Below are 25,354 nucleotides of genomic sequence, written 5' to 3'. Positions count from 1 at the left end.
GACGCAGGTGCACGGCGCGGCGTCTCAGGACCCGGCCGGCTGCTCGGCGGGCAGGTCACCGGCGGCCGCGCGCAGCGCGGCGATGCTCGCGGCCACCGCGGGATGGCCACCCGCACCCTGCCGGTAGGCGATCCGGGTACGCCGTCGGATGCTGAGGGGGACGAGGACCACCCCGGCGGGCGGCCGTTCGACCGCCAGTTGGGGCACCAGTCCGACGCCCTGACCGGCGGCCACCAGGGCGAGCACGGCGGTGAAGTCGTCCGCGTGATGCCGCACGGTCGGGCGGAAGCCGGCCAGCTCACCGGCGTGCAGGGTCACCGAGTGGCAGAGCGTGCCCGGGCTGCCCACGATCCAGTCCGCGTCGCGTACCGAGCGCATCGGGTCACCGGTGAGATTCCGGCTCGCCCCGACGGCCAGGAACACCGTCTCGTCCAGCAGTGGCACCGAGTCCAGGGCCGGATCCGGCTCGACGGGCACGATGTCGTAGTCGTGCACGAGGGCCACGTCGAGGCGGCGGTCGCGCAGCGCGTCGGGCACGGCGACCGGGTCCAACTCGGTGACCATCAGGTCGAGCGCGGGATGGTCGCGGCCGAGCGCGACCAGGGCGGGCAGCAGCAGCGTACGCACGGCACTGGGGTACGCGCCGATGCGTACCGTGCCGGTGAGCCCGCCCCGCGCGGCGGCGAGGGTCGCGTCGGCCGCCTCCAGCGCGGCGAGGACGACCTCAGCGTGCCTGACCAGCGCCTCCCCGGTGGGGGTCAGGGTGACCCGTCGGCCGGCCCGTTCCAGGAGCGCGACGCCGGCCTCGCGTTGCAGCGCGGCGAGTTGCTGGGAGACGGCGGACGGCGTGTAGGTGTGCGCCTCGGCCACGGCGGCGATGGTGCCGAGGTGGGACAGATCCCGCAGCAGCCGCAGACGGCGGACATCAAGCATCAGTTCAGCTTACGTATCTGGCGAGTAATCGGAACTGGTGCTTCACCTTCTGCTGTCGGAGGCTGGCAGCATGACACCTGCCGGGCTCTACGTACCCATGGTCACGCCGTTCGACGAGAGCGGTGCCGTCGCCCTCGACGCGCTGAGCACCCTCGCCCACGAGGTGCTGGTAGCCGGCGCGGTCGGGCTGGTCGCCCTCGGCACCACCGCCGAGCCGCACGCCCTCAGCGCCGTCGAGCAGCGGACCGTCGTCGACGCGATCGCCGCGGTGTGCCGGGAACACCGGGCCGCTCTGCTGGTCGGTGCGCACACCGCGGCGGAGTTGCGCGCCCTCGCCGAACGACCCGAGGTCACGGCGGCACTCTGCCTGGTCCCGCCGTTTCTCCGCCCCGGCGAGGAGGCGGTACTCGCGCACTACGCCCGGTTGGCCGAGGACTCTCCCGTGCCGCTGGTCGCGTACCACGTTCCGTACCGCACCGGGCAGCAGCTTGGCGTCGGCACGCTGCGCCGCCTCGCCGGGCTGCCCGGCCTGGTGGGCGTCAAGCACGCGGTCGGCGGCATCGACGCCGACACCATCGCCCTCCTGGCCGACCCACCGTCCGACTTCGCGGTGCTGTGCGGCGAGGACGCGTACGTCTCGCCGCTGCTCGCCCTCGGCGCGGCCGGCGGCATCCTCGCCTCCGCGCACCTCGCCACCGCCGACTACGCCGACCTGGTCGCGGCCTGGCGGTCCGGCGACGTCGCCCGGGCCCGGCCGCTCGGCCACCGGCTCGCCGCCCTCTCGGCCGCGCTGTTCGCCGAACCCAACCCCGCCGTTGTCAAGGCGGTGCTGCACGCTCAGGGACGGATCCCGACGCCGCTCGTCCGACCTCCGCTGCTGCCCGCCACGTCGACGGCCACCGCCCGGGCGCTGTCCTGTCTGACCGAGGTGCCGGCGGTGCTGGCATGACCGGCACGGAAACGGCGGCCCGACATCCGCCGGAAAATCTTCCCGGCGGCATGTCGAAAAGCCGGGTCGGGCTCCGTCCTTGCTCCGAACGCGGCCACAATGGCCCGTACCTGACAAGGAGTATTCGATGGCCAAGTACCTGCTGCTCAAGCACTACCGTGGCGGCCCGAAGCCGCTGACCGACGTGCCGATGGACCAGTGGACGCCCGAGGAGATCTCGGCCCACGTGCAGTACATGCGGGACTTCGCCGCCCGGCTCGAAGGCACCGGCGAGTTCGTCGACGCCCAGGCGCTCTCCCCGGAGGGAACGTTCGTCCGCTACGACGGCGAGGGGCGACCGCCGGTCACCGACGGCCCGTTCGCGGAGACCAAGGATCTGATCGCCGGCTGGATGGTGATCGACGTCGAGACCTACGAGCGGGCGCTGGAGCTGGCCGGCGAGTTGTCCGCGGCGCCGGGTACCGGCGGGAAGCCGCTGCACGAGTGGCTCGAGGTACGGCCGTTCCTGGCCGAGCCGCCGACCATCTCGGAGTGACACACGGTGGAGGAGGCCGTAGTACGGACCCTTACTCCCGCCGTGATCGGCATCCTCGTCCGTCGCGGAGCTGACTTCGCGGCGGCCGAGGATGCCGTGCAGGACGCGCTGGTCGAGGCCGTACGGGTGTGGCCGACCGACCCGCCGCGCGACCCCAAGGGGTGGCTGGTCGCCGTGTCCTGGCGGAAGTTCCTCGACGCGGCTCGCGCGGACGGCTCCCGGCGGCGGCGCGAGGCGCTGGTGGAGGTCGAGCCCGCGCCCGGCCCGGGCGAACCGGTGGACGACACGCTCGCGCTGTACTTCCTGTGCGCGCATCCGTCGTTGACCCCGACCTCGGCGGTGGCGCTGACGCTGCGGGCGGTGGGTGGCCTGACCACCCGGCAGATCGCCCAGGCCTACCTGGTGCCGGAGACGACCATGGCGCAGCGGATCAGCCGGGCCAAGCGGACCGTCACCGGAGTCCGGTTCAACCAGCCCGGTGACGTCACCACCGTGCTGCGCGTGCTCTACCTGGTCTTCAACGAGGGCTATTCCGGCGATGTCGACCTCGCCGCGGAGGCGATCCGGCTCACCCGCCAACTGGCGGCCAGGATCCGGCACGAGGAGGTGGCGGGCCTGCTCGCGCTCATGCTGCTCCATCACGCCCGTCGTGCGGCTCGGACCACCGCCGGCGGCCGGCTGGTGCCGCTGGCCGAACAGGACCGCAGCCGCTGGGACACCCGCCTCATCGCCGAGGGCGTGCAGGTGCTCCAGAACGCTCTGGCCCGCGACCGCCTGGGCGAATTCCAGGCGCAGGCCGCCATCGCCGCGCTGCACGCCGACGCCCGCACCGCCGAGGAGACGGATTGGGTGCAGATCGTCGAGTGGTACGACGAACTGGTGCGCCTCACCGACAGCCCGGTGGCCCGTCTCAACCGGGCCGTCGCGGTCGGCGAGGCCGACGGGCCACGGGCCGGCCTGGCCGCCCTGGCGGGTCTCGACCCCGCCCTGCCCCGGCACCGCGCTGTCGCCGCCTACCTGCGAGAGCGGGACGGTGACCTGGCGACCGCGGCGCGACTCTACGCCGAAGCCGCCCGATCGGCGCCCAGCCTGCCGGAATGTGAACATCTCACGCGACAGGCCGCCCGGCTCAACGCGGAACTGCGTCGTTGACCGCTCGGCCGCCGGAGACGGCCGTTGCGGCCGCATCATCTTGGAGGAGACCCAGCATGACGATCCAGCGGTTGGACAACGTCCTCATCGTTGTCGACGATCTTGACAGTGTCGTCTCGTTCTTCGTCGAACTCGGTATGGAGTTGGAGGGCAGGGCACCGATCGAGGGACGTTGGGTGGAGCGCGTCATCGGAGTCGACGACGTCCGGCAGGACGTCGCAATGCTCCGAACGCCCGACGGCCACGGCCGCATCGAACTGGCGAAGTTCCACACGCCGAAGGCGATCAGCCCCGAGCCACCGAACGCACCGGCGAACACCTTGGGCATCCGGCGCATCATGTTCGCGGTCGACGACATCGAGGACGTCGTTGCCCGCCTGCGCGCCCACGGGGCCGAGCTGGTCGGCGAGCTGGCGCAGTACGAGGACAGCTACCGGCTCTGCTACGTGCGCGGCCCCGAGGGCATCGTCGTCGGCCTGGCTCAACAGCTCGGCTGAAGGCCGTCGACCGTTCGCCGGTGTTTCCCCTGCTCGGGCCAGCCGGCGGCGGCCCGTCGGAGGCCCGCCGGCGAGGCGACCGCCTCAGGGCAGCGGTACGACGTAGGAGTCGACGCGGGCGATCAGCCCGTCGCGGAAGGTGAACAGGTCGTTGAAGGCGAACCGGAACGGCCCGTGCTCGACGCTGACCCCGCGCCCCTCGCCGGTGGTGATGACCACCGGACCGTCCTCGTGCACACGCTGGATGTCGAGTTCCGGGCTGCCGGTGAACGCCGGATTCTCGATCTCACTGTCGAACTCGGCCTTGCCTCGGGTGGTCCGGTGGCCGTGGATGATCCATTCGACGTCGTCGGTGAGGGTGGCGAGTATGCGCCGGTGGTCGCTCGTCCGGAAACCTTCGAGGTAGTCCGCCACGAGGTCGCGCTGGGTCTGCTGCGTCATGATGTGCTCCGTTCTTGCCTGGATGATGTGCTCTGTCCTTGGGCTGCATCGGGATGTTGCAGGTGTGCCGCCAGCGCCTCGAGGATCGAGGCGAGCCCTTCCGCCGCCTGGGTCGTGCGAAGCTCAGCGGGAAGCCGGCGTTGGTGCACGGTCAGATCGGTGCCGCCGGCAGCGAGGCGGAGACTGACGGTTGTCCGCAGCCCGGTCAGCGGCTCGTCGAACACGAGCTCGTGCGGTGCGGTGACGCTCACGTAGACGAAGCGGAGCCGACGGGTGGCGCCGTCCGGCGCGCGGGTGTCGAGCGCGAACTCCCCGCCGGGACGCAGGTCCACGATCACGGACTCGGGCGGCACGACGGCATGCGAACCGCCCCAGAATGCTGCGATGCCGGTCGGTGAGGTGAAGGCGACCCAGATGCGATCGGGCTCGGCCGGAAGGCGGCGGCTGGCGATCAGTTCGTCGCCGCGAAGCTGCGATCTGGCGGTCATCGGACCGCCTCCTCGTCGACGAGGTGCCGCTCCAGGGCGTCGAGCCGGTCGTCCCAGACCCGGCGTTGGTCGGCGATCCAGGTGCCGAGCAACGACAGCTGATCGGCCCTCAACCGGCAGGGACGTCTCGTGCCCTCTCTCCGCTGCTCGATGAGGCCGCACCGCCGCAGCACCCCGACGTGGTGCGAGATCGCCTGTGGGGTCAGGTCGAAGGGCGCAGCCAGCTCCCCCACCGTGGCGTCACCGCGCGCAAGTCGGGTCACCAGGGCACGCCGGACAGGGTCACCGAGCGCGGCGAAGGCGGAATCGAGCTCTGGCGTTGGTGCCAGCGAGGTGGGCATGGCCTCACACTAACACAAACAGTCATTTGCAAAAGCGTAGGTTTGCCTTTACTGCCGGCCGAGCCACTCCCCTGCCGGTCAGGACCGGGCGGCGACTGCGGGTGCACCCTCCAGGCCGACGTTCGGAACGGGCTTCGTATCGTCGTACGGTCAGGTTCGGCCGGTCGGTGCGTGGCCGGCTGGTCGGTGCGTGGCCGGCTGGTCGGTGCGTGGCCGGTCGGACGGACATCGTCCCGGCGGAGTGAGATGGATGGTCGAGCGGGAGATCCTGACGGGCGGCGGCGTCAACCAGGTCGTTCGGATCGGCGACACGGTGCGTCGCCCTACCGGACCCTGGTCCGCCCGGGTCCACGAACTACTGCGGCAGCTCGCCGCCCAGCGCTTCACAGCGGCACCCCGGGTACGTGACACGAGCGAGGCCGGCTTCGAGATCCTCGATTTCCTACCGGGCGAGGTGTCGAACTATCCGCCCACCGCCGCGGCGGCCTCGGCCGAGGCGTTGGAGAGTGCGGCCGTGCTGCTGCGGGCGTACCACGACGCGACGGCCGAGTACGCGCAGCGCGCGCCCCGCGACGGCTGGCAGGTGACGGCGACCGAACCGGTCGAGGTCATCTGTCACGGTGACTACGCGCCACACAACTGCGTGCTCGACGGCAACCGCGTCGTGGGCATCATCGACTTCGACCACGCCCAGCCCGGGCCCCGGATCTGGGATGTCGCCTACGCGGCCTACCGATGGGTGCCGATGACCGCGCCGGAGAACACGGACGGCTTCGGAACCACCGAGGAACAGGCCGCCCGGCTCCGGACGTTCTGCGACCGCTACGGGCTGGCCGACAGCGCCCGAGCCGGCCTGGTCGACGTCACCGTCGCCCGGCTGCACGCACTTGTCGGCTTCATGCACGCCCAGGCGGCCGCCGGCAACACCGCCTTCGCCGGCCATCTCGCGCACGGACACCACATCCAGTACCTCAACGACGCGGAGTACGTACGCGCGAACCGGGCGGTCTTCGAACGCGCTCTGCACCACTGAACCGGCCGGGACTGGCGTTACCGCCATCCTGACGGCCGGTGCCGGCGGTGCTGTCGACCGCTGACAGCGCTCCGCCGCAGGGACACATAGAGTGGGTACGAATCGTCCGCCTTGGGAGGCCGTTGTGGATCTGCTGTTGTCGGCTCGGCCGGGGCTGGGGTGCACCGTGGTCGAGGTGAGTGGTGATCTCGACATGGCGACCTCCCCGCAGCTGCGCGACAGCCTGCAGCAGCTGATCGACGCCGGCGACCGGCAGGTGGTGGTGGACCTGGGCGGAGTGGGGTTCATGGACTCCAGCGCACTGGGCACGCTGGTGGTGATGTTCAAGGCGTTGCGCGATGTCGGCGGCCGGCTCTGCCTGGCGTCGGTGCAGCCCGGGGTACGCCGCGTCCTGAGTATCACGTCGGTGGACCGGGTGGTCGACATCTACGACGACGTACCGGGCGCGGAAGCGACATGCCGTCCTCGGACGGCGTGACCCGGCGGGCAGTGGTCAGTCGGTGAGCGCCGCGCTGGCGCGCTCCACGTCCGCGCCCGCGCTGGCACGGCGGCCTCGTTGATGCCCGCCGTACCAGTCGAGGATCAGCAGGGTCGCGTCATCGGCCAGGCTGGGCCCGGCCACCTCAAGCACGGCGTCGGCCAACGCCCGGACAGCCTCGCGCGGGTGCAGATCACCGATCGACCGCAACACAGCCGGCAGGTCCAAGCCGGCAGCGTTGCGCTCCAGCATGCCGTCGGTGACCACGACCAGGCGATCGCCTGGTTGCAGCGTGATCTCCTCGTGGCGGTACTCGGCCTCGGCGAACATGCCCAGCGGGAAGTTCCCCGGCAGCGACACGGGCTGCGCGTCACCGGCACGGACGAGCAGCGGCGGGACATGCCCGGCGTTGAGCAGCGCGCACACTCCGGTGCGTAGGTACAGGCGGCCAAGAACCGCGGTGACATAGCTGCCACGTGCCCCTGCGTGTTCGGCTACGGCGGCGTTCGCGGCGTCGGCCTGCTCGACCAATCCCGCGCTACGGCGGCGGGTGTTGCGCAGGCTGCCCACGCCCAGGGTGGCGGTCAGCGCGCTGGCCACCCCGTGGCCCATCGCGTCGGTGACGCTGAAGTGCAGCACGTCGCGGCCCAGGCTGTAGTCGAAGGTGTCCCCGCCGATGCTGGCAGCCGGTTCCAACCACCCGGACAGGGTGAACGCACTCGCCTCACACGTGAACGAACCCGGCAGCAGGCGGCGTTGGATCTCGGCGGACAGCGTGAACGGGGTCGTGCGTTGCCCCCACTCGAACAGGTCGGTGTGTCGCCGGTTCGCGATCACCACGAATGCCAACGCGTGCGCCGTGCGGACGATCTCCCTGAGCGCCTGCGCGGCCGGCTCCGCGGGTAACGCCATCTCCAGCAGGCCAATCGCCTCACCGCGGTCGGTCACCGGCGCGAGCACCGTCCAGCCATCGGACCGCTTGGTCACCTGCACCTTCTGCGTACGCAACGCCTGCTCCGCGGGGCCTCCATCGAACGGCAGCACGGTGGCGGCCTCGTCGCCGTGGCGGCGGGTCCCGCCCGTGCCGTGAAGCGGCACGTAAGCCAGCCGAACCAACGCCCGACCGCTGAGATCGGCAATCAGGAACGAGACCGCCGAAGCGCCGAGCGCCTCGCCGACCTCACGGGTGACCGCCTCGACGGCTTCCACCGGCGAGGCGTCCTCGGCCGCGTCCAACAAGCCGGCCAGAACTCGCCCCTGACTGCTCTCCACCCCTGAAGTCTACGAACAGCCCCGACGTACCCAGTTCGTCCTACACCGGCTGCGCCACAGGGAACAGCGCCGCGTCCGTGCGGACGCGGCGCTGTCTTCTTGCGATCAGCTAGCTGATCTTCTTGCGGTAGATCGCCGTCGCGGCGACGTAGGCGACCACGAGTAGGCCGACACACCAGGCGAGGGCGATCCAGATGTCGTTGCCGACGGGTTGCTGCGCGAAGAGCGCGCGGAGAGTGTTCACGATGGACGTCACCGGCTGGTTCTCGGCGAACCAGGCAACCGGGCCGGGCATCGAGTCGGTGGGGACGAACGCCGAGCTGATGAAGGGCAGGAAGATCAGCGGGTAGCTGAAGCCGCTGGCGCCGTCGATGGTCTTGGCGGACAGGCCCGCCATCACGGCGAGCCAGCTGAGGGCGAGGGTGAACAGGATCAGGATGCCGACGGCGGCGAGCCAGTCGGCCACCGACGCGCCGGTACGGAACCCCATGATCAGCGCGACGCCGATGACGAGCACGATCGAGGCCAGGTTGGCGACGAGTGAGGTCAGGACATGCGCCCAGAGCACGGAGGGCCGCGAGATCGGCATCGACTGGAAGCGCTCGAAGATGCCGCCCTGCATATCCAGGAACAGGCGGTACGCCGTGTAGGCGATGCCGGATGCGATCGTGATGAGCAGGATGCCCGGGAGCATGTAGTTGATGTACGACTCGTCGGATCCGGTGTTGATGGCTCCGCCCAGCACGTACACGAAGAGCAGCAGCAGCGCGATCGGGGTGATCGCTGTGGTGATGATGGTGTCCGGGCTGCGGAGGATGTGGCGCAGGGAGCGGCCGGTGAGGGTTCCGGTGTCGCTGAGGACGTGGGCAGTCATCGGGATTCCTCTCCCGCGGGCACGGCCGTCTCGTCGGTGGTGTCACTGGTGTCACCGACGAGGGCGAGGAAGACGTCTTCAAGGGTCGGCTGCTTCTCGACGTACTCGACCTTGGCGGACGGGAGGAGCTGCCTCAGCTCGGCGAGGGTGCCGTGCTGGATGATCGTGCCTTTGTGCAGGATCGCGATTCGGTCGGCGAGCTGCTCGGCCTCGTCGAGGTACTGAGTGGTCAGCAGGATGGTGGTGCCATCCTTGGCGAGTTGCTTCACCGTCTGCCAGACCTCGATGCGGGCCTGCGGGTCGAGGCCGGTGGTCGGCTCGTCGAGGAATACGACCGGCGGGTTGCCGACCAGACTCATCGCGATGTCCAGCCGCCGACGCATGCCGCCCGAGTACGTCGCCGCCCGGCGGTTCGCGGCATCGGTGAGCGAGAAGCGGGCGAGCAGGTCGTCGGCGATCGCCCCCGGGTTCTTCAGGTGGCGGAGCTTCGCGATCAGGACCAGATTCTCCCGACCGGTGAGCACTCCGTCGACCGCGGCGAACTGGCCGGTCAGGCTGATCGACCTGCGTACGTCGGCCGGAGCCGAGGAGACGTCGAAGCCGTGGACGGTCGCGCTGCCGCCGTTCGCCTTCAGCAACGTCGACAGAATCCGCACCAGCGTGGTCTTTCCGGCGCCGTTCGAGCCGAGCAGCGCAAAGATGGTCCCGGCCGCCACGTCGAAGTCGACGCCCCGCAGTACGTGCAGGTCCTGGTAGGACTTCGTCATGGCCCGCACCCTGATCGCGGGTTCGCGCATCCTGGTGGTCATGCGCTCTCCTCCTTTCTGTTGTTGTCCTCGGCGGCGTCGATCGTTTTCCGGAGCCGCTCGCGCTCCTTGTCGATCCACTGCCTACCGCCGTACGCCTGCAGGAAGGTCTCGGCGAACTCGACCGGATCGTCGCCGGCGATTGCGCGGACCGGCGTTCCGTCAGCGACCGCCCGCTCCCAGAGGTCGACGAGGTCGCCGAGCATCGTGGTGAGCGTGTCGCCGTCGAGGATTCCGCCGCGGTACATGACGTACCGGTGCAGAGCCTTGGCCGCGCCGCGGTAGGGCTCCGGCAGGGCCTCGACCCGGGCCATGAGCTGCTTGTACTGCTTCTTCTGCTCCAGCGATCCGACGATCGTCTCGATCCACTTCGCGGCCATGCTCATACTCCCTGGTCGTGTTGGTTGCCGTTGTGCCGGAGTTGCTCGATGCGATCGGCGAGGACGCTCCACGTCCTCCAGAACTCGGCCAGTTGGTCCCGCCCCTTCGCGTTGAGCGAATACACCTTCCGCGGGGGCCCTTTCTCGGAGGGCACCTTCGCCACGTCCACGAACCCCCGTTGCTCCACGCGGACGAGCAGCGCGTAGATGGTGCCTTCCGCGATGTCCGAGAATCCGCGGTCACGCAGCCACGCGGTGATCTCGTAGCCGTACGCGGACTCGCGGGCCAGGATCGCCAGGACGATGCCTTCGAGGGTGCCCTTCAGCATCTCCGTCATCTGGTTGCCCATGCCATCATCTCCTCAGTACCCAGCGACGCTGACTACTGGTAGACAGTAGCGCTAAGTACCGGTAGATAGCAACACTGAATACCGAAAGGTGCGGCACCGCGCCCAGTGATCACGGGGGTCAGCGGAGACGGGAGACCTTCTCGGTCTGCGCCGACCTAATGATCAACGCGGACGGGCGGGCGCGGACGGCAGCAGCGTCCGGATGGCCGGTCTCCTCCAGCAGCACCAGCGCCTCCGCCCAGCATTCCCGGGCAGCCTCGACCTGGTCACAGGCGTACCGGGCGTCACCGAGCCCGACCAGAGTCTCCGCCTCGCCACCCCGGTCCCCGATCTCCCGGAACAGCCGCAGGGCCCGCTCGTGGCAGACGATCGCCTCGTGGTGCGCGCCGGCCGCCGCCTCGGCGCAGCCGGCCGTACGCCAGTTGGTGGCCGCCCCATGCCGGTTGCCGATCTCCTGGTTGATCTCCAGCGTCTGCCGGCACAGCTCACGGGCCCGGTCGTGTTCGCCGAGCCGGATCCGGACCCAGGCGATGTTGTTCATGGCACGGGCCTGACCGGCCAGATGCCCGGCCAGCCGATACAGCTCCAGCGAGCGCAGGTCGTATCCGAGGGCTTCCCGGTCCCGGCCCTGCTGCTCCAGCACCCGGGCAATGTTCACATGGGTCTGCGCCTGGTTTGCCCGGTCCCCGACGGCCACGAACAGCTCCAGGGCGTGCGCCAGGTGTCGCTGAGCCTCGTCCGGACGGTCCAGTTGGGTAAGTGCCCGCCCCAGGTTGCGGTGCAGGTGCGCCTGGGCAACCCGGTCGGCCAGCCGGACCGCCGACGGCAACGCGGCACCCTGTACGGCCACCTGGTCGTGCCAGAGCGCTCGCAGGTTGACGTAGCTGGTCAGGCTCCAGGCGAGTTCCCAGGCGTGCCGGTCCCAGCCGTCCCGCGCCGCCAGGTTGACCGCGGCCAGCAGTACCCGGTGTTCGGCCACCAGCCAGCGCATCGCCGCCGCGCCGTCGGTCAGCGCTGTCGGGATCACCCCGGGCTCCGGGTCGGCCAGGAGAATCGGATCCCGGTGCGGATACAGCAGCCGGTCCGCGGCGTACGCGGTGTGCAGGCAGTAGTCGAGCAGGCGCTGGGTTGCGGCCCGCCGGCTCACCACCGGCTCCTCGGCCTCGGCCTGCTCGGCGGCGTACGCCCGGAGCAAGTCATGCAGCACGTATCTCCCGGGAGCGTGCTCGGTGACCAAGTTGGCGCGGGCCAGGACGGCCAGCAGGCGCCGGACGGCGGGCATCGGGCTGCCGGCCAGGCTCGCCACAGCCGCCACCTCCAACTCCGGGCCAGGATGCAGCCCGATGAGCCGGAACAGCTCGGCGGCGGCCGGGGCGAGCGCCCGGTACGACCAGGAGAAGACGGCCCGGACGTCCGCCGCCGGGTCACCACCATCGAAGGGATCGAGGCGGGCGCCGGCCCCGGCCAACTCGTTGGCCAGGTGGGTGAGGGTGATCGACCGGTTCACCACCACTCGTGCCGAGGCTATGGCGAGCGCGAGGGGCAGTCGGGCACAGCGCGCGATGATCTCCTCTGCGGCCACCGGCTCCGCCCGAACCCGCGCCTGCCCCAGCCGCTGAACCAGGAACCACAGTGATTCCGCGTCAGTGAAAAGATCGACGGTGAGCGGCCGGGCGCCCTCGATGGCAATCAGACCGCCGAGCTGTCCACGACTGGTCACCACGGTGACGCAGCCCGGCGCCCCGGGCAGGAGCGGACGTACCTGCTCGGGGTCGCGGGCGTTGTCAAGCAACACCAGCATCCGTCGGCCGGCGACCAGGCTGCGGTAGAGGGCGGTCTGCGCCGCCAGGCCGATCGGGATGCGCTGGGGTGCGACTCCCAGGGCCGTCAAAAATCCGCGGACCACCTCGGCGGGTTCCACAACCGAACCGACCGGATCGAAGCCGCGCAGGTTCACGTACAGCTGCCCATCGGGGAACCGGTCGACGGCCCGGTGTGCCCAGTGCAGCACGAGGGTGCTCTTGCCGACGCCAGGAGTGCCGGCCACCACCACCAAGAGGGCCGCCGCCGACCCACCCGGCCCCGCGACCGTCCCGGGCGCTCCCGTCCCCGTCGCCTCCCGGCTGACATCCTGCCCAGCGAGCATGGCGTCCAGCTCGGCGAGCTGCGCGACCCGACCGGTGAAGCCGAGCGGCGGAGCCGGCAGCTGGCGGGGCGGCGAGTGCCCTGCCACGGCGACGAACTCCGGGGGTGAGGCTTTCGGCGCTGCAGCCGTAACCGCCGCCGCAGCCGGGATGACATGCGACACGGTTGCGGTCCCGAGAGCCGGATCCGCGGTCAGGATCTGATGGTAGGTCCGCCGCAGCGGCACCGACGGATCGGTGCCCAACTCCTCGGCGAGCCGGGTACGGATCAGCTGGTAGTGCCGCAGTGCCTCGGCCTGCCGTCCCGCGCCGTACAGGGCGCGCATCAACTGGCCAGCGATCCGCTCGTCGAGGGGATGCGCCGTGGCTCTGGCGGTCAGCTCTCCGAGCAGATCGGCGTGCCGGCCGACAGCCAACTGCAGATCGACCAGGTTCAACTCGGCGGCGTGGCGGTCAGCGATCAGGGCCGTCCGGACCGTGTCGAGCCAGGCGTTCTCCAGGGCGTCGAAGGGTTCCCCTCGCCACAGCGACAGCGCCCGGGTCAGCAGGGCCGCCGGGTCGTCTCCGGGCCGGGTCGGCCCGGCCTCGGGCGGACCAGCCTGCTCGGACCGGTGCCCAGCCACGGTGGCCGCACGGGCCTGCCCGATCAGATGACGAAACAGGTGCAGGTCGACCAGGGTGGAATCGACCCGGAGCAGGTAGCCGCCGGCCCGGCGGACGATCTCCACCTGCTCGGCCGGCGCCAACACCTGACGCAGGCGGGAGAGGTACGCGGCGAGGGCGTTGCGGGCCCGCTGTGGCTGCCGCTCTCCCCAGACCCGGTCGAGCAGCCGCTCGGCAGGGACCACCCGGTTCACGTCGACCAGCAGGGCCGCCAGAACGCACCGCTGCCGGGCGTGCCCCAGGTCGAGGTTTCGGCCGCCGACCCGCACCGCCATCTCACCGAGGACCAGCAGCTCGACCTGATTCTCCGGAGGAGACGGACCGGCCGGATCCGCGCCGGGTGGAATCCGCGCCGTGTCCATCTCTGCAGCATCCCCCGCGCCATCCGGCTGAGCAGCCCATTTAACGACTGTCGAATCTTCTCCGAAGGTCCACCCGGCACAGTCCGGAGCGACGGCACAAGCCAGTCACCTCGATCCATACGAAATGAGGAGCCATGAACACGAAGCAAGCTCGAGCCGGTCTCCGCGTGGCGGCACTGATCGCCGCCCTGACGTTCGGTGCGGCCGCCCAGCTCGTCGCGACCGCCCCGGCCGTCGCGGTCAGTGGCCTGATCCGGACCACCCACGTGAGCACCGCGACGAATTCGCAGTCGCCGAAGTTCCGGGCCGCCGAGTGTCCGAACGGGATGCGGGTGATCGGCGGCGGCGCCCGGGTTAGCGGCCCGGCGGCGGGGTCGATCCGGCTGAGCCACCTACAGCCGATCAGCGGCCCCGGCCAGACCGACCGGTACGAGGTTTGGGCGGACGAACCGCCGGGCGGGATCAGCGGCAACTGGGCACTGGAGGGGTACGCCATCTGCGCCCCCGCGGCCTCGGTGCCCGGATACAACATCGTCCCGCAGGCCTCCGACTACTCCTCGGTCTCGCCTCGGAGCACCGCCGCAGGCTGCTCGGGCAGCCAGCGGGTGATCGGCAGCGGGGCGAGCATCGCCGGTGGCGGATTCGGCAGCGTCGGCCTGCAGATGTCCCGAGCCTCCGGTCCCCTCGACATCGCCCGGGCCGCTGCCGCCGAGGACGGCTCCTACTCGGGCAACTGGCAGGTCACCGCGTACGCCATCTGCGCCAACCCGGTGGGGGCGGCGGCCGAGGGATCGGTGCAGACCGGGGTCAGCTCGGCCAGTCACACCTGCCCCGGAACCGAGCAGGTGCACTCGGTGGGCGGCGCCACGGGAGCCGGCTCAGCTGGTCAGACCTTCCTGAACTCCCTCTACCCGGACGTTGACCTCAGGGCGGTCCGCCTCTCGCTGACCGGCGTGCCCAGCGACGGTCTGGCCATCCAGGCGATCTGCGCCTGAGCCGACGGCCACGCTGTTACCTCGGCCGGTGCAGACGACCGGCCGCACAGTAAGAGGCCAAGGGCCGCAGGTGGCATCCGCCACCTGCGGCCTGTCGCCGTCCGGCTGGCGTCTTGCCGGACGTACCACCATGCGAACCGACAAGCGACTATCGCCGGTGGCCGTTCCCGCTGGGAACGGGCCGGCCAGCCCAATGAAGCGGGACTCCAGACGTGGCCCTAGAAGCGGTAGGAGTCGCGCCGATGGCGGATCGAGTGGATCTCCACGACGCGTTGGCCTCGTTGATCCGGTAGATGATCCGGTACGTGCCGCGACGGGCGGAGCGGAAGCCGTCGAAGGGCTCGTCGGTGAGCTGCTTCCACTCAGGTTGGCCGGGCCAAGGGCGTCAGGCCGATGGTCCTCGAGCGACCACCGTCAGGACGCCGCGAGCAGTCGAATCTCGCAGCGGACGCCGCTGGCCTTGGCGAGCCGACCATCACCGGTCACGAGTGGGCAGGCCATCAACTCCGCCGCCGCGACGTAAGCCGCGTCGTACGCCGTGGCATTGCCCCGCAACTGCCACATCCGGTCAAGCAGCACAGCGACGCCAACCTCATCGATAACCAGCGAGGGCAGGGTGTCGATCGCCTCCTGCGCCCGCGCAAGGCCGAGCTTCCCCCCGATGACCTTGCCTCTGATCACGGACATGACCTCGACCAAAAGATGACTCGGCGCGGCCCAGTGCGGATCGCCGGTCAGCTCCGCCCGCGCCGCACCGCCAACCGGCCCGTCGTCAACCAGGGCATCGGCCAGAACCGACGCATCCACCACGATCACGCGGCGCTTCCCCACGGTCCGCGCTGCTCCCGCTGGTCATTCAACTCGGCCGCACTCTCCCCCGGCAGAGAACGCGCACCGTCCGATCGGCCAGCGAAGCGATCAAGGGCCGCCGTGTTCCGCAGCCGTCGAGCCTGCGTCTCCACCAACTCCAGCAGGTACGCCTGGAGCGACTGCCCGCGCGCCTTGGCCTGGGCCGCCAGGGCGTCTCGCACTTCTTCCGGCACGTCCCGAATCTGGAGAGCAACCATGCATTCATTATGCATGCAGTCTTGCTTGCTGGCCAGGAAGACTCGAACCCTCGATCAACCGATTCGCATGACGACTGTCGTACGGCCACGAACTGCAGGTCAGAGAAAGTAACGGGCCGGACGTACCACCATGCGAACCGCAGCGCGACGATCGTCGGTGAGCCGCTTCCACTCAGGTTGGCCGCTCCAAGGGCGTCAGGCCGATGATCCTCGGGTGGCCAACGTCAGGAGGCCACGAGCAGTCGGATCTCGCAGCGGACGCCGCTGGCTTCGGCGAGCCGACCATCACCGGTAACGAGTGGGCATGCCATCAACTCCGCCGCCGCGCCCCTAACCGCTTGCAGGTCTGTCCCGAGATCAGCCGGTGAACCCGGCGACGTACGCCGCGAGCGACATGCCGCCCGACCCGCCGCCGCCGACAGTCACACAGCCGTCGGCCGGAGCACGTTCCCCAGCGGGATACGCAACGACCCGTAACGGATGCTGAAAGTGCACGGTCAGGAAGCGCCAGGCCGCCGCGTTCAGCTCCGGTTGCCGAGAATTGGCCACCTCACCCGGGTCGCCAGCATGAAACAGCAACAGGGCACCCGCACGATCCCGCAGCGCCCGGCCGAGGGCCAGCCGCTCAGGGCAGCGTTCGCAGGTCAGAAACCCTTCGTCGGTGGCGTCGAAGCCAGCGGACAACAAATCTGCGAACCCATCCTCCGGCCAGCCGGCAAGGTAGGCCGGAAGGGGTATGTCCAGGTCGCCGTCCGCGTCCAGCATGGCCGGCAGCACACCGCTCTCCATCTGACGATGCAGTTCGGGATCCCAGTCGTGAGCCACCCGAAGCTGGTGACCGACGTGGTCGGCAAGCAGCTTCCACAACGCGCTGGACGGCAGTCGGGACTGCGAGAAGACCGGCTGACCAGGATTGCCGGCATACCTGATGACAGTGCCGCCGGGCTGCTCGCTCAATGGCTTACCGAGACCCCAGCAGATTCGGTTACACGAGCAGTAGAGAAACGCCGATGCCCCCACGTGTCACCCCTAACCGGGTACGCCCATTCCACGAGCCCCCAGCATCCACAACCCTGCCGGCCGACCATCCGGCGTGTGGAAGGCAACGTACACGTCCGCGTATCTCGCCAAGCGGCGATCGTCGCGATTCTTGGCCCAGAACGCCTCCATCAGCCGTTGTATGTCTGTACCTCTGGGTACCTGCACATACAGCTCACCCCGGTAGTCCAACTTCTTCGCATAGTCCTCGAACTGCCGAGCGAACGTGGTCGGCGCCCCACCAAAGGTCTTGACCTCTCTCCGGTACACCTCCCGCCCGCTGGCATCTCGGAAGGAGACGTCCGGTGGGGGCTTATTGGCACCGGCCAGTGTCGGCGTCGAGCCGGCTGGCCCGTACAGTGCCCGCTCCGCGTTCGCCTCAGACAGAATCTCGTACGGCGGCCGGGGAGGTTCCGCCACCTGAGATGCGGTCTCCGACGGCAACAAGCCCGGAGGCGCCCTCGTTGTGGGCGCGGCGGTACCGTCGGACGATGCCTGCGGCACTGTGGTACCGCAGGCCGCCACCGCGAACAGGGCCAAGCCGGCCACAACTCGAGCGAGACCGCGAGGAATTCGGCCGAGGGCATCCATATAGGGAACACACGGTGATGACACGTTCCGCCGCCGTCCCGTCACGCTGCGGTTTCAGCCGACCCGCTCGATCGACGCGTGATGCCAGCCGTAAGTGGGGCGGGCGGGACTCGAACCCGCGACCGAGGGATTATGAGTCCCCTGCTCTAACCGGCTGAGCTACCGCCCCGGCACCGGGCCGGATCTTATCCCGCCCAGTCGATCACCGGTCAACGAGCCTTACCGACCTCCTTGCGGTCCGACGGACCGCAAGGTCGGACGCTGGGTGCGAGCGCCGTGCGGTGCATGTCGGGAGGGATTCGGCGTCGACGGCGTCTCCTCACCGGCGTCGCCCCCGTGTCAGCAGCACGATGGGCAACGCGAGGATAACAGTGAGCAGCCAGCCGATCACGACCGCACCCCACAGTACGGCGACGTCCTCCTCGGCGGTGGGGCTGATCAACATTCCGATGGTGAGCAGCAGGGTGAACCCGCCCACCACCAGCGTGGCGAGGCCGCTGAGCACCATCAGCAGGATCTCCCACCCGGCCCGCTTCGGCCGGGCCAGGTGCTCGCGGGCCGCGCGGAGGGCACGCGGTTGCGGGATGCTCTCCGGGTCGCGGGGCGGCATGGTGATCTGCCGGTCGATGGGCACTCCGCTGTCGATGACGTGCATCGCCGCCGGGTGCGTGTCGAACAGGGTCGGCTCGATGTGCAACACGATCGCGTCGTGGCCGATGAGCTGTCGGGCGCCGTCGGGCCAGGCGAGCAGCGCGGCGCAGTCGGCGTACGTGACGGTGAGGGTGCCGCCGGCACTGAGGTGGCTGGCCCCCTCGGTGCCGACGAGCAGTCGACTGTCGTCGTCGCGGGCGTGGTAGGTGGTGCCCGACACGGTCGCCTCCGACGAGGTGGGCGCGGCGGTGAAGCCGGCCCAGTCGGCGCTGGTCCCGTCCGGCACCATCAGCAGCGCCGAGGCGTACGCCTCCTGGGCGACCTCGTGCAGGTCGGCGACGGTGACCGCCTTCAGCTGCGCGAGATGCTCGTCGATGGTGTGGTTCGGCTCGCCGGTGAGCAGGTTGAAGGCGTACGCGGGCAGCCGGGTGGCGTCGGCCTCGGCGGTGGCGTACATGTCCATCCGCTTGGCGACCGCGGCGTCGAGGTCGCTCTGCTCGATCCGGCCCACCCGCAGCTTGGCCAGCACGTCGATGAATCCACCGAGCACGGCGTCCTGCTTCTCGGCCAGCGCGTCGGCAAGGGCCCGCAGGTGGGCCTGACCGTCGCCGCGCGGCTCGTAGCCGCTGCCTATGGTGTAGGAGAGCCCGGCGTCCTGGCGCAGCGCCCGGAACAGCTCGCGCTCCAGCACCTCGGCGAAGACGTTCGCGGCGGTCCGACGCCGCACGACCGCGTCGAGCACCACCGCCCGCGAGCCGTGCACGAAGTACGCCGGGGTGGTCGGCAGCGCCGACGAGGCAGCCGGTACCGGCTGGCGGGTGCCGGCGGGCAGGTTCAGCCGCAGCCCTTCGGGCACCCGGTCACCGGCGATCCAGAGCACCGCGTTCTCCCGGGTGAACCAGCGTGCGGCCCACTGGCGCAGCTCCTCGGCGGTGAGCCGGCCCAGTCCCCATTCCGGGTAGCTGCTGAGCCCGTGGTCGCGGGCACCGTGGCGCCACAACGGGATGTCGTCGATGGCCGCGCTTCCCCGGCTGCTCCACTCGGTACGCAGGATGTCCTTCTCCACCTCCAACCGGCCAATCGGCACGTCGGTGAGGTTGGCGCAGACGGAGGTGAGGAAGGTGGCGATGTCCTGGGCTGAGCCCTGCATGTGGAAGGTGGTGAAGGTCGGCCCGGTGGCACCGTTGAAGTGGTAGTCGGCGGTGCCCAACGGGGCGAGGACGAGGTGTTCGACCAGGTGGGTGATGCCGTGACGGGCCAGCGTCTCGTCGGCGGTGCCGACCCGGAAGGTCAGCCCGGCGCGCATCGGCCCGCCGGTCGGGGCGAGCAGGGTCGGCACCCCGTCGGTTTCGAGGTGCTGGATCACGGCTGGCCGCCCTTCGCGTACGCCTTCTCGCGGAACCGCTGGAACTGCGCCACCGCGTCGCCGAAGTAGCCGAACATCGACTCGTCACCGAGGTCGCCGAGGGCGGCGAACTGCTGTGCCGCCGGCGTCCACTCCTGCATGAGGCAGAAGGCGAGGGCGAAGGTGCTGCGTACCCCGACCCAGCCCCAGCCGTGGCGGAACTCGCGGTGCCAGATGGAGCGCTGTGCCGCATCGTGGATCGCGGCGCGCACCTGCTGACCGCGCAGGAATGCCCGCGCAGCGGACAGGGTGCCGTGGTCGAAGGCCTGCTCCAGGTGCACCTCGACGACGAGGACGGCATTTGGTGCGCCGGCCGGTGCGGCGTCGGCGCATTCCCGGGCGAAGGTGTGCGCCTTCTCCCAGCTTCCACTCCACTTCGGACAGAGCTGCTGCAACAGGGAACTCTGTGCCGGCAGGTGGTGCGGGTGCCCGGCGGCGAGGCGGTCGTACCGGCGGCGGGCCTCGGCCTGGCCGAGTTGCAGGCCACGAGCGCTGGTGACCCGCTGGGTCCAGGCTGCCGCGTCCTCCGGGTGGCGGGCGGTTGCCTCGATGAGGACCTGCTCGGCCCGGCGCAGATGATCGAAGAACTGGACGAACTGTTCCCGGCTGACATCCTGCGCCCGTTTGGCCGTCCGGATCCGCCACCCGGCGTGGATCAGGTGCGCCCCCAGCATGGCAGCGGCCACCGGGTCGTCCGGTTGTTCGGCGAGCGCCTTCCGGAGGAACGTCTCGACGTCCGCCGTGCCGCCGACCTCGCCGACGAGGACCGTCCTACCGTGGGCGCCCTGGGCGTCGACGAGGGTGCGCAGCGCCGGCCAGTCACCGGCGGCCAGCGCGTCACGGGCGGCGGCCACCTGGGGGTACGCCGCCGCGGTGTCGAGCACCGGCGGCGCGAGGGGTCGGGGCATGGCGAGGATCATAAGTGATCATCTTTGGGCCTGGTGGCCCCGAATTCTCAGTGCTGACGCAGGTGCCGCAGGGTGGCCCCGGCGGTGCGCCATCCGCTGGCGAGTGCCCCCTGGATCGATGGGCTGTCGCGGTGGTCACCGGCGACGAACAGCCCGTTTCCCAGCGCCACCGGCTTCCGTAGCCGGCCCTGTGGCGGCGGCGCGGCGGGCAGCGCGGCAGGGATCGTGACCGTGGTCAGGTGCGTCCAGTCTGCGGTGGGCCGCCCGTACAGCCGGGTCAGTTCCAGCCGCACGGCCGACTCGGACGGTACCGACGGCCCGACCACGGAGGTGGCGATCAGGTGCCGGTCGGGCGGCGCGTAGCCGGGCGCGGCCCGGCTGACCACTACCGTGTTGGCGATCATCTCGCGGCGGTCGCCGTCGAGGAGCAGGATCGCTTCGTCCAACGGCGGCTCGGTGGTGGCGTGGTAGTAGGTGGTGTAGCTGTTCATGCGTACCGGCGGCAGGTCCAGCAGCCGGGTGGCGGCGGGCGGGTCGACGGCGACGACTACGGCCCGGCAGCGCAGCTCACCGACGGTGGTCCGGACCCGGCCCGGGGCCACCTCGGAGACTGTGGTGTTCAGGTCGAGCAGCCCGGCGGGCAGCGGCGCGGCGACGGCCCGGGGCAACGCCGCCATGCCCTCGGCGGGCAGGCCGACCCGGCCCCGGGCGAACGAGCGCAGCACCATCGCCAGGACGTGGCTGGAGGTGGTCAGTTCCCGGTCGAGCAGCACACCGGTCAGGAACGGGCGCAGCAGGTCCTCGATGATCGCGTGGGAGAGGCCCGCGCGGCGTAGCGCCGTCTCGGCGGTGGTTTCGGCAGAGGCGAGCAGGCGTCGGGCGGGCAGCGTGGCGTACCTCGCGGCGAGGGCGGCGAAGCGTAGCCGGTCGGGCAGCGACCCGACGCGGGCCAGGGCGGTGCCCGGACCACCGGTGGGATCGCGTAGCGGGTTGACCAGTCGCAGCAGCCGGTCGCCCTTGCGTACCAGCACCCCCGGAACGAAGAAGCCGAGGTCGAGACTGTCCACGTCGAGCAGCGCGCCGAGCCGGGGGTACGCCGTGTTGAGCACCTGGAATCCACGATCGAGCAGGTAGCCGTCGACGGCGTCGGTGGCGACCCGGCCGCCGAGCCGGTCGGCGGCCTCCACCAACCGCCAGGACACGCCCGCGCGGTGCAGGCGGCGAGCCACGGCGAGGCCGGCGAGGCCGCCGCCCACGATCACGACGTCGGTGTCAGCGGACATCGGGCAGGCCCCACCCTGGTCGTGCGGGCCGGCGGCGGGCGTGCCGCGTGACCACGGCGGAGTGAACGGCCGCCGTGGACGCCTCGGACGGCCGCAGCTCGGCCGGGTCGGTCTTCCAGATTCCGGACATCCCACCCACCGGCTGTTGTCGCAGGATCGACGGGCACCAGCGTAGACCGGTTGGCCGGGTGCCGCCGCCGAAGCGCGGCGTCGCGACGGTCGACGCCGTCCGGTGGGGGAACGAGTGACGCCCACCGGATCCGGCCGGTGGGCGTCGTGGTGAGGAAGGAAGCTCCCCCGTTTGGACTCGAACCAAAAACCTGCCGGTTAACAGCCGGCTGCTCTGCCAATTGAGCTACGGGGGACCGCAACAACGCCCGGAACGGATCGCTCCGCACCGCGCGCCGGGCACAAGAGTACAGGACGGCGGGGGGTGTTGGTCCAGGGGGTTCATCGGCCACCACCGAGCGATCCGGGGGCCGTTTACCAGACAAATCGTCATCCCGGCACAAGGAGGTATGAGCGGAGAGCAGGATGGGTAGTTAGCTGCCGACGACAGGACGCAGGCGCGAATCGGTCGGTCCCGCCACCCGGGCTTCCGGGAGCGGGACGACGGCGCGTCAGGTACGAAAGGAGCCGCCATGCGCGGAAAGATCATGTTCCTTGGCGGGCTGGCTGCAGGGTTCGTCCTGGGCGCCCGTGCCGGCCGGGAGAAGTACGAGGAGTTGGTGGTCCGGGGCCGCAAGGTGCTCGACCACCCGACCGTCCAGGAGGCGGCCGGGGTCGCGCAGGCCCAGGCGAACCGTCTCTACCACGAGGGCAAGGACAAGCTCGGCAACTCCAAGCTGGGCGAGAAGCTGAACGCCAACGGCAAGGCGGGGCTCACGCCCGCCGACGACACGTTCGCCGGCACGCCGGCCACGGCCGGTAGCAAGTCGGGTTCCGGCTCGTCGAGCTCCGGTTCGACGTCCGCCACCCCCCGCAGCAAGCCGTCCGGCTCCGGAGCCAACGGCAGCACCCTCTGAGCACCCCCGGACGGGCCCGGCCACCGATCTCGGTGGCCGGGCCCGTCCGTACACCCGTCCGGCAGCGGGCCACGGCGGGCCGGTAGCGGGGTCACGGCGGGCCGGTAGCGGGGCCACAGCGGGCCGCCGCGGCGACATCGGACAGGCGTTGACGGATCCGGCTCCGGCCGGCCACTGGTCTGAAACACCGCCGTGGAACACTCCGAACGGAGGTGGTCGAGATGGCCCTGGTCCGGCCGGAAAATCCGCAGCAGGCACGGTTGGTCCGGTTACTGCGGGACGAAGGTCCCCGCTCGCGGGTGGAGCTGGGTGACCTGCTGGGCCTGTCCCGGACGGCGCTCACCACCGAACTCGACCGGCTCACCGCCCGTGGGCTGGTCGAGACCGCCGGGCCGGCGGCCTCCCGGGGCGGACGCCGATCGTCGCTGCTGCGCCTCTCCGGCGGCGTACGCTTCGCCAGCGTGGTGGTCGCCACCGACCGGGTCACCGTCGCGATCACCGACGGTGAGCTGAACGTGCTGGCCGAGACCGGCGAGGTGGCGGACGTACGCGACGGGCCGGAGCCGGTGACCGGCCGCGCCGTCGAGCTGGTCGACAAGCTCCGCGCTGAGCTGGGCGTCACCGAGCTCACCGGGGTCGGCGTCGCCCTTCCCGGGCCGGTCGACGGCGGCACCTCCACCGCGCCGGCCGTCCTGCCCCGTTGGCAGCGCTTTCCGGTGCGCGACGCGTTCGCCGCCGAACTGGGCTGCCCGGTGTTGGTCGACAACGACGCGAACGTGCTCGCCCTGGGCGAACGGCACGCCGGCATCGGCCGCACCGTCGAGGATTTCCTCTACCTGAAGCTCGGCACGGCGATCGGCTGCGGGCTGGTGCTCGGCGGATCGCTCTACCGGGGGGCGACCAGCAGCGCCGGCGACATCGCCCACCTACCGCTCGGCGAGGAGGGGCCACCCTGCGCCTGCGGAGAGGCCGGTTGCCTCGAGGCGTACTGCGGGGATGTCGGGTTGGTCCGGGCGGCGCTGGCGGTTGCCCGGACGGATCGCTCCCCGGTGCTGGCCGCGCGCCTGGCCGCGGCGGGCACGCTCACCGTCGCGGACGTGGTCGCGGCCGCCACCGCCGGGGACCCAGCCACCCAGTTGCTGGTCCGCGACGCCGCCCGTCGGCTCGGTCGGGTGCTGGTGGGCCTGGTCAGCTTCTTCAACCCCGGCATGGTCGTGATCGGTGGGGCACCCGACGGGCTCGGGCACCTGCTGCTCTCCGAGATCCGTGGCGTGGTCTACCGACGCTCGGCGCCGCTGGCCACCGGCACCATGCCGATCGTCCTGTCCGACCTGGCGGGCCGGGCCGCCGTGGTGGGCGCGGCCCACCTGGCCAGCGAGCACGTCTTCAGCGCCGGCTGACCGGCGCTGCCGAGAGGCTCCACGATGCCGGCTGTGGAACCGGGCGGCGGTCGCGACCGGGGCGCACGCTGGCGGGACGGACGGGCGTCCGGGGGCCGGCCGGCCCCCGGACGTCGTTGTGGTCAGTCCTTGCTGCTGAACGCCGCGTCGAAGGCGGCGGACGGTGCGTCGAAGGCGAGCCGGCGGACGAACTGGAGCGCTTCCGGGGCGCCGACCAGCCGGTCCATCCCGGCGTCCTCCCATTCAATGGAGATCGGCCCGGAGTAGCCGATCGCGTTCAGCGCCCGGAAGCAGTCCTCCCAGGGCACGTCGCCGTGGCCGGTGGAGACGAAGTCCCAGCCGCGGCGCAGATCCGCCCAGGGCAGGTGCGAGGCCAGCCGACCGCGACGGCCGTCGCCGGTACGCACCTTCGCGTCCTTGCAGTCGACGTGGTAGATCCGGTCGGCGAAGTCGAAGATGAAGTTCACCGGGTCCAGTTCCTGCCAGACGAAGTGCGACGGGTCCCAGTTCAGCCCGAACGCGGGCCGGTTCCCGATCGCCTCAAGGGTCCGCTTCGTCGTCCAGTAGTCGTACGCGATCTCACTGGGGTGCACCTCGTGGGCGAAGCGCACCCCGACCTCGTCGAAGACGTCGAGGATCGGGTTCCACCGGTCGGCGAAGTCCTGGTAGCCGCGCTCGATCATGGCTGGCGGCACCGGCGGGAACATCGCCAGGGTGTGCCAGATCGACGAGCCGGTGAAGCCGACGACGGTGTCCACGCCGAGCTTCGCCGCCGCACGGGCGGTGTCCTTGATCTCCTCTGCGGCCCGCTGGCGTACCCCTTCGGGCTCGCCGTCGCCCCAGATCCGGGCGGGCAGGATGCCCTGGTGCCGTTCGTCGATCGGGTGGTCGCAGACGGCCTGACCGACCAGGTGGTTGGAGATCGTGAAGACCTGGAGGTTGTGCTTGGCGAGCGTCTCCCGCTTGCGTTCGATGTACGACTCGTCGGCCAGGGCCTTGTCGACCTCGAAGTGGTCGCCCCAGCAGGCGATCTCCAGGCCGTCGTAGCCCCACTCGGCGGCGAGCCGGCACACCTCCTCGAACGGAAGGTCGGCCCACTGGCCGGTGAACAGCGTGATCGGTCGCGCCATGTGTCCTTTTCCCCTGTCGTGTTGGGGATTCCGTTACCTGCGGGACCGGGGCGAGGGATGACCGGATGCGGCGGCCCCGACGATGCACCGGTGGACGCGGTCGCGCCTGGGGCCGACGGGTTGCGCCTCCCGTCGACTCACCGGCCACCTCGCGGTCGCCGTC

The 25,354-nt window shown here is 70.7% G+C and carries 26 protein-coding genes, 2 tRNA genes and 2 pseudogenes; 9 read left to right on the top strand and 21 right to left on the bottom strand.

Annotated features, from left to right (window positions below; translation table 11 throughout):
- Positions 1-24: 24 nt before the first annotated feature.
- Entirely contained in the window at positions 25-933 is a 909-nt protein-coding gene (locus AB0J93_RS17885) for a LysR family transcriptional regulator (protein WP_363923119.1), read from the bottom strand.
- A gap of 70 nt (positions 934-1,003) precedes the next feature.
- Between AB0J93_RS17885 and AB0J93_RS17880 the strand changes: the two genes are divergently transcribed.
- From AB0J93_RS17880 to AB0J93_RS17865, 4 genes are all read left to right on the top strand, one after another.
- On the top strand, positions 1,004-1,882 hold the full coding sequence (locus AB0J93_RS17880) for a dihydrodipicolinate synthase family protein (RefSeq protein WP_363923117.1): 879 nt from the start codon (positions 1,004-1,006) through the stop codon (positions 1,880-1,882).
- Positions 1,883-2,009: 127 nt separating this feature from the next.
- Positions 2,010-2,417: a YciI family protein gene (locus tag AB0J93_RS17875; RefSeq protein ID WP_363923115.1), complete on the top strand. Its 408-nt coding sequence runs from the start codon at positions 2,010-2,012 to the stop codon at positions 2,415-2,417.
- A gap of 6 nt (positions 2,418-2,423) precedes the next feature.
- Positions 2,424-3,569: a DUF6596 domain-containing protein gene (locus tag AB0J93_RS17870; RefSeq protein WP_363923113.1), complete on the top strand. Its 1,146-nt coding sequence runs from the start codon at positions 2,424-2,426 to the stop codon at positions 3,567-3,569.
- A 56-nt stretch (positions 3,570-3,625) separates the two neighbouring features.
- Positions 3,626-4,066 (top strand): VOC family protein, encoded by a 441-nt coding sequence (locus AB0J93_RS17865; protein WP_363923111.1) that lies wholly within the window; start codon positions 3,626-3,628, stop codon positions 4,064-4,066.
- 84 nt (positions 4,067-4,150) lie between these two features.
- Here AB0J93_RS17865 and AB0J93_RS17860 read toward each other — a convergent pair whose 3' ends face one another.
- From AB0J93_RS17860 to AB0J93_RS17850, 3 genes are read right to left on the bottom strand one after another with little or no spacing between them, the layout of a single operon-like run.
- The gene (locus AB0J93_RS17860) at positions 4,151-4,507 is read right to left on the bottom strand and encodes a nuclear transport factor 2 family protein (protein ID WP_363923109.1); all 357 of its coding nucleotides are present in this window, start codon (positions 4,505-4,507) and stop codon (positions 4,151-4,153) included.
- Entirely contained in the window at positions 4,504-4,995 is a 492-nt protein-coding gene (locus AB0J93_RS17855; protein WP_363923107.1) for an SRPBCC domain-containing protein, read from the bottom strand. The genes AB0J93_RS17860 and AB0J93_RS17855 overlap by 4 nt, the downstream gene beginning before the upstream one ends.
- Entirely contained in the window at positions 4,992-5,336 is a 345-nt protein-coding gene (locus AB0J93_RS17850) for a metalloregulator ArsR/SmtB family transcription factor (protein ID WP_363923105.1), read from the bottom strand. The genes AB0J93_RS17855 and AB0J93_RS17850 overlap by 4 nt, the downstream gene beginning before the upstream one ends.
- Positions 5,337-5,586: 250 nt before the next feature.
- Here AB0J93_RS17850 and AB0J93_RS17845 point away from each other — a divergent pair, with 250 nt between their 5' ends.
- Both AB0J93_RS17845 and AB0J93_RS17840 read left to right on the top strand, forming a co-directional pair.
- On the top strand, positions 5,587-6,369 hold the full coding sequence (locus AB0J93_RS17845) for a phosphotransferase (RefSeq protein ID WP_363923103.1): 783 nt from the start codon (positions 5,587-5,589) through the stop codon (positions 6,367-6,369).
- Between the two features lie 124 nt (positions 6,370-6,493).
- The gene (locus tag AB0J93_RS17840) at positions 6,494-6,847 is read left to right on the top strand and encodes an STAS domain-containing protein (protein ID WP_363923101.1); all 354 of its coding nucleotides are present in this window, start codon (positions 6,494-6,496) and stop codon (positions 6,845-6,847) included.
- A 15-nt stretch (positions 6,848-6,862) separates the two neighbouring features.
- On the opposite strand, the gene AB0J93_RS17835 is transcribed toward AB0J93_RS17840, so the two are convergent.
- The 6 genes from AB0J93_RS17835 to AB0J93_RS17810 all read right to left on the bottom strand — a co-directional run bounded on the left by AB0J93_RS17835 (position 6,863) and on the right by AB0J93_RS17810 (position 13,698).
- Entirely contained in the window at positions 6,863-8,119 is a 1,257-nt protein-coding gene (locus AB0J93_RS17835) for a PP2C family protein-serine/threonine phosphatase (RefSeq protein WP_363923099.1), read from the bottom strand.
- A 109-nt stretch (positions 8,120-8,228) separates the two neighbouring features.
- A complete protein-coding gene (locus AB0J93_RS17830) occupies positions 8,229-8,993 on the bottom strand; it encodes an ABC transporter permease (protein WP_363923097.1) in 765 nt (254 codons plus the stop codon).
- A complete protein-coding gene (locus tag AB0J93_RS17825; RefSeq protein ID WP_363923095.1) occupies positions 8,990-9,802 on the bottom strand; it encodes an ATP-binding cassette domain-containing protein in 813 nt (270 codons plus the stop codon). Before AB0J93_RS17825 ends, AB0J93_RS17830 begins: the two co-directional genes overlap by 4 nt.
- Positions 9,799-10,179, bottom strand: coding sequence for a DUF1048 domain-containing protein (locus AB0J93_RS17820; protein WP_363923093.1), 381 nt, complete (start codon positions 10,177-10,179; stop codon positions 9,799-9,801). The genes AB0J93_RS17825 and AB0J93_RS17820 overlap by 4 nt, the downstream gene beginning before the upstream one ends.
- Positions 10,180-10,181: 2 nt before the next feature.
- Positions 10,182-10,529 carry a PadR family transcriptional regulator gene (locus AB0J93_RS17815; RefSeq protein WP_363923091.1) on the bottom strand — a complete coding sequence of 116 codons (348 nt, stop codon included), beginning with the start codon at positions 10,527-10,529 and terminating at the stop codon, positions 10,182-10,184.
- 118 nt (positions 10,530-10,647) lie between these two features.
- Positions 10,648-13,698, bottom strand: a complete 3,051-nt coding sequence (locus AB0J93_RS17810; protein ID WP_363923089.1) for a BTAD domain-containing putative transcriptional regulator — start codon at positions 13,696-13,698, stop codon at positions 10,648-10,650.
- A gap of 134 nt (positions 13,699-13,832) precedes the next feature.
- On the opposite strand from AB0J93_RS17810, the gene AB0J93_RS17805 reads away from it, so the two are divergent.
- On the top strand, positions 13,833-14,693 hold the full coding sequence (locus tag AB0J93_RS17805; RefSeq protein ID WP_363923087.1) for a hypothetical protein: 861 nt from the start codon (positions 13,833-13,835) through the stop codon (positions 14,691-14,693).
- A gap of 218 nt (positions 14,694-14,911) precedes the next feature.
- Here the strand turns inward: AB0J93_RS17805 and AB0J93_RS17800 are convergent.
- From AB0J93_RS17800 to AB0J93_RS17755, 10 genes and pseudogenes are all read right to left on the bottom strand, one after another.
- Positions 14,912-15,039: pseudogene (locus tag AB0J93_RS17800) on the bottom strand (type II toxin-antitoxin system RelE/ParE family toxin); the annotation flags it as partial.
- A gap of 68 nt (positions 15,040-15,107) precedes the next feature.
- The gene (locus AB0J93_RS17795) at positions 15,108-15,524 is read right to left on the bottom strand and encodes a type II toxin-antitoxin system VapC family toxin (protein WP_363923085.1); all 417 of its coding nucleotides are present in this window, start codon (positions 15,522-15,524) and stop codon (positions 15,108-15,110) included.
- Positions 15,506-15,760 (bottom strand): hypothetical protein, encoded by a 255-nt coding sequence (locus AB0J93_RS17790; protein ID WP_027656217.1) that lies wholly within the window; start codon positions 15,758-15,760, stop codon positions 15,506-15,508. The genes AB0J93_RS17795 and AB0J93_RS17790 overlap by 19 nt, the downstream gene beginning before the upstream one ends.
- A gap of 224 nt (positions 15,761-15,984) precedes the next feature.
- A pseudogene (locus AB0J93_RS17785) lies at positions 15,985-16,086 on the bottom strand (VapC toxin family PIN domain ribonuclease); the annotation flags it as partial.
- A gap of 31 nt (positions 16,087-16,117) precedes the next feature.
- Positions 16,118-16,717, bottom strand: coding sequence for a hypothetical protein (locus tag AB0J93_RS17780; protein ID WP_363923083.1), 600 nt, complete (start codon positions 16,715-16,717; stop codon positions 16,118-16,120).
- A gap of 767 nt (positions 16,718-17,484) precedes the next feature.
- Positions 17,485-17,558 (bottom strand) — tRNA-Ile (locus tag AB0J93_RS17775).
- 150 nt (positions 17,559-17,708) lie between these two features.
- Positions 17,709-19,406, bottom strand: coding sequence for an insulinase family protein (locus tag AB0J93_RS17770; RefSeq protein WP_363923081.1), 1,698 nt, complete (start codon positions 19,404-19,406; stop codon positions 17,709-17,711).
- Positions 19,403-20,353, bottom strand: a complete 951-nt coding sequence (locus AB0J93_RS17765) for a hypothetical protein (RefSeq protein ID WP_363923079.1) — start codon at positions 20,351-20,353, stop codon at positions 19,403-19,405. Before AB0J93_RS17765 ends, AB0J93_RS17770 begins: the two co-directional genes overlap by 4 nt.
- Before the next feature lie 47 nt (positions 20,354-20,400).
- The gene (locus tag AB0J93_RS17760; RefSeq protein ID WP_363923077.1) at positions 20,401-21,636 is read right to left on the bottom strand and encodes an NAD(P)/FAD-dependent oxidoreductase; all 1,236 of its coding nucleotides are present in this window, start codon (positions 21,634-21,636) and stop codon (positions 20,401-20,403) included.
- A gap of 292 nt (positions 21,637-21,928) precedes the next feature.
- Positions 21,929-22,001: transfer RNA gene (locus tag AB0J93_RS17755), tRNA-Asn, on the bottom strand.
- 276 nt (positions 22,002-22,277) lie between these two features.
- On the opposite strand from AB0J93_RS17755, the gene AB0J93_RS17750 reads away from it, so the two are divergent.
- Both AB0J93_RS17750 and AB0J93_RS17745 read left to right on the top strand, forming a co-directional pair.
- Positions 22,278-22,661, top strand: a complete 384-nt coding sequence (locus AB0J93_RS17750) for a hypothetical protein (RefSeq protein WP_363923075.1) — start codon at positions 22,278-22,280, stop codon at positions 22,659-22,661.
- A 221-nt stretch (positions 22,662-22,882) separates the two neighbouring features.
- On the top strand, positions 22,883-24,061 hold the full coding sequence (locus AB0J93_RS17745) for an ROK family transcriptional regulator (RefSeq protein ID WP_363923073.1): 1,179 nt from the start codon (positions 22,883-22,885) through the stop codon (positions 24,059-24,061).
- Positions 24,062-24,183: 122 nt separating this feature from the next.
- On the opposite strand, the gene AB0J93_RS17740 is transcribed toward AB0J93_RS17745, so the two are convergent.
- Entirely contained in the window at positions 24,184-25,191 is a 1,008-nt protein-coding gene (locus AB0J93_RS17740) for a sugar phosphate isomerase/epimerase family protein (protein WP_204027664.1), read from the bottom strand.
- Positions 25,192-25,354: the final 163 nt, after the last annotated feature.

The sequence above is a fragment of the Micromonospora sp. NPDC049374 genome (genome assembly GCF_040677165.1).
Lineage (GTDB): Bacteria > Actinomycetota > Actinomycetes > Mycobacteriales > Micromonosporaceae > Micromonospora.
The sequence above is the reverse complement of the archived record's forward strand: the minus strand, read 5'-3'. Positions and strand labels throughout refer to the sequence as shown.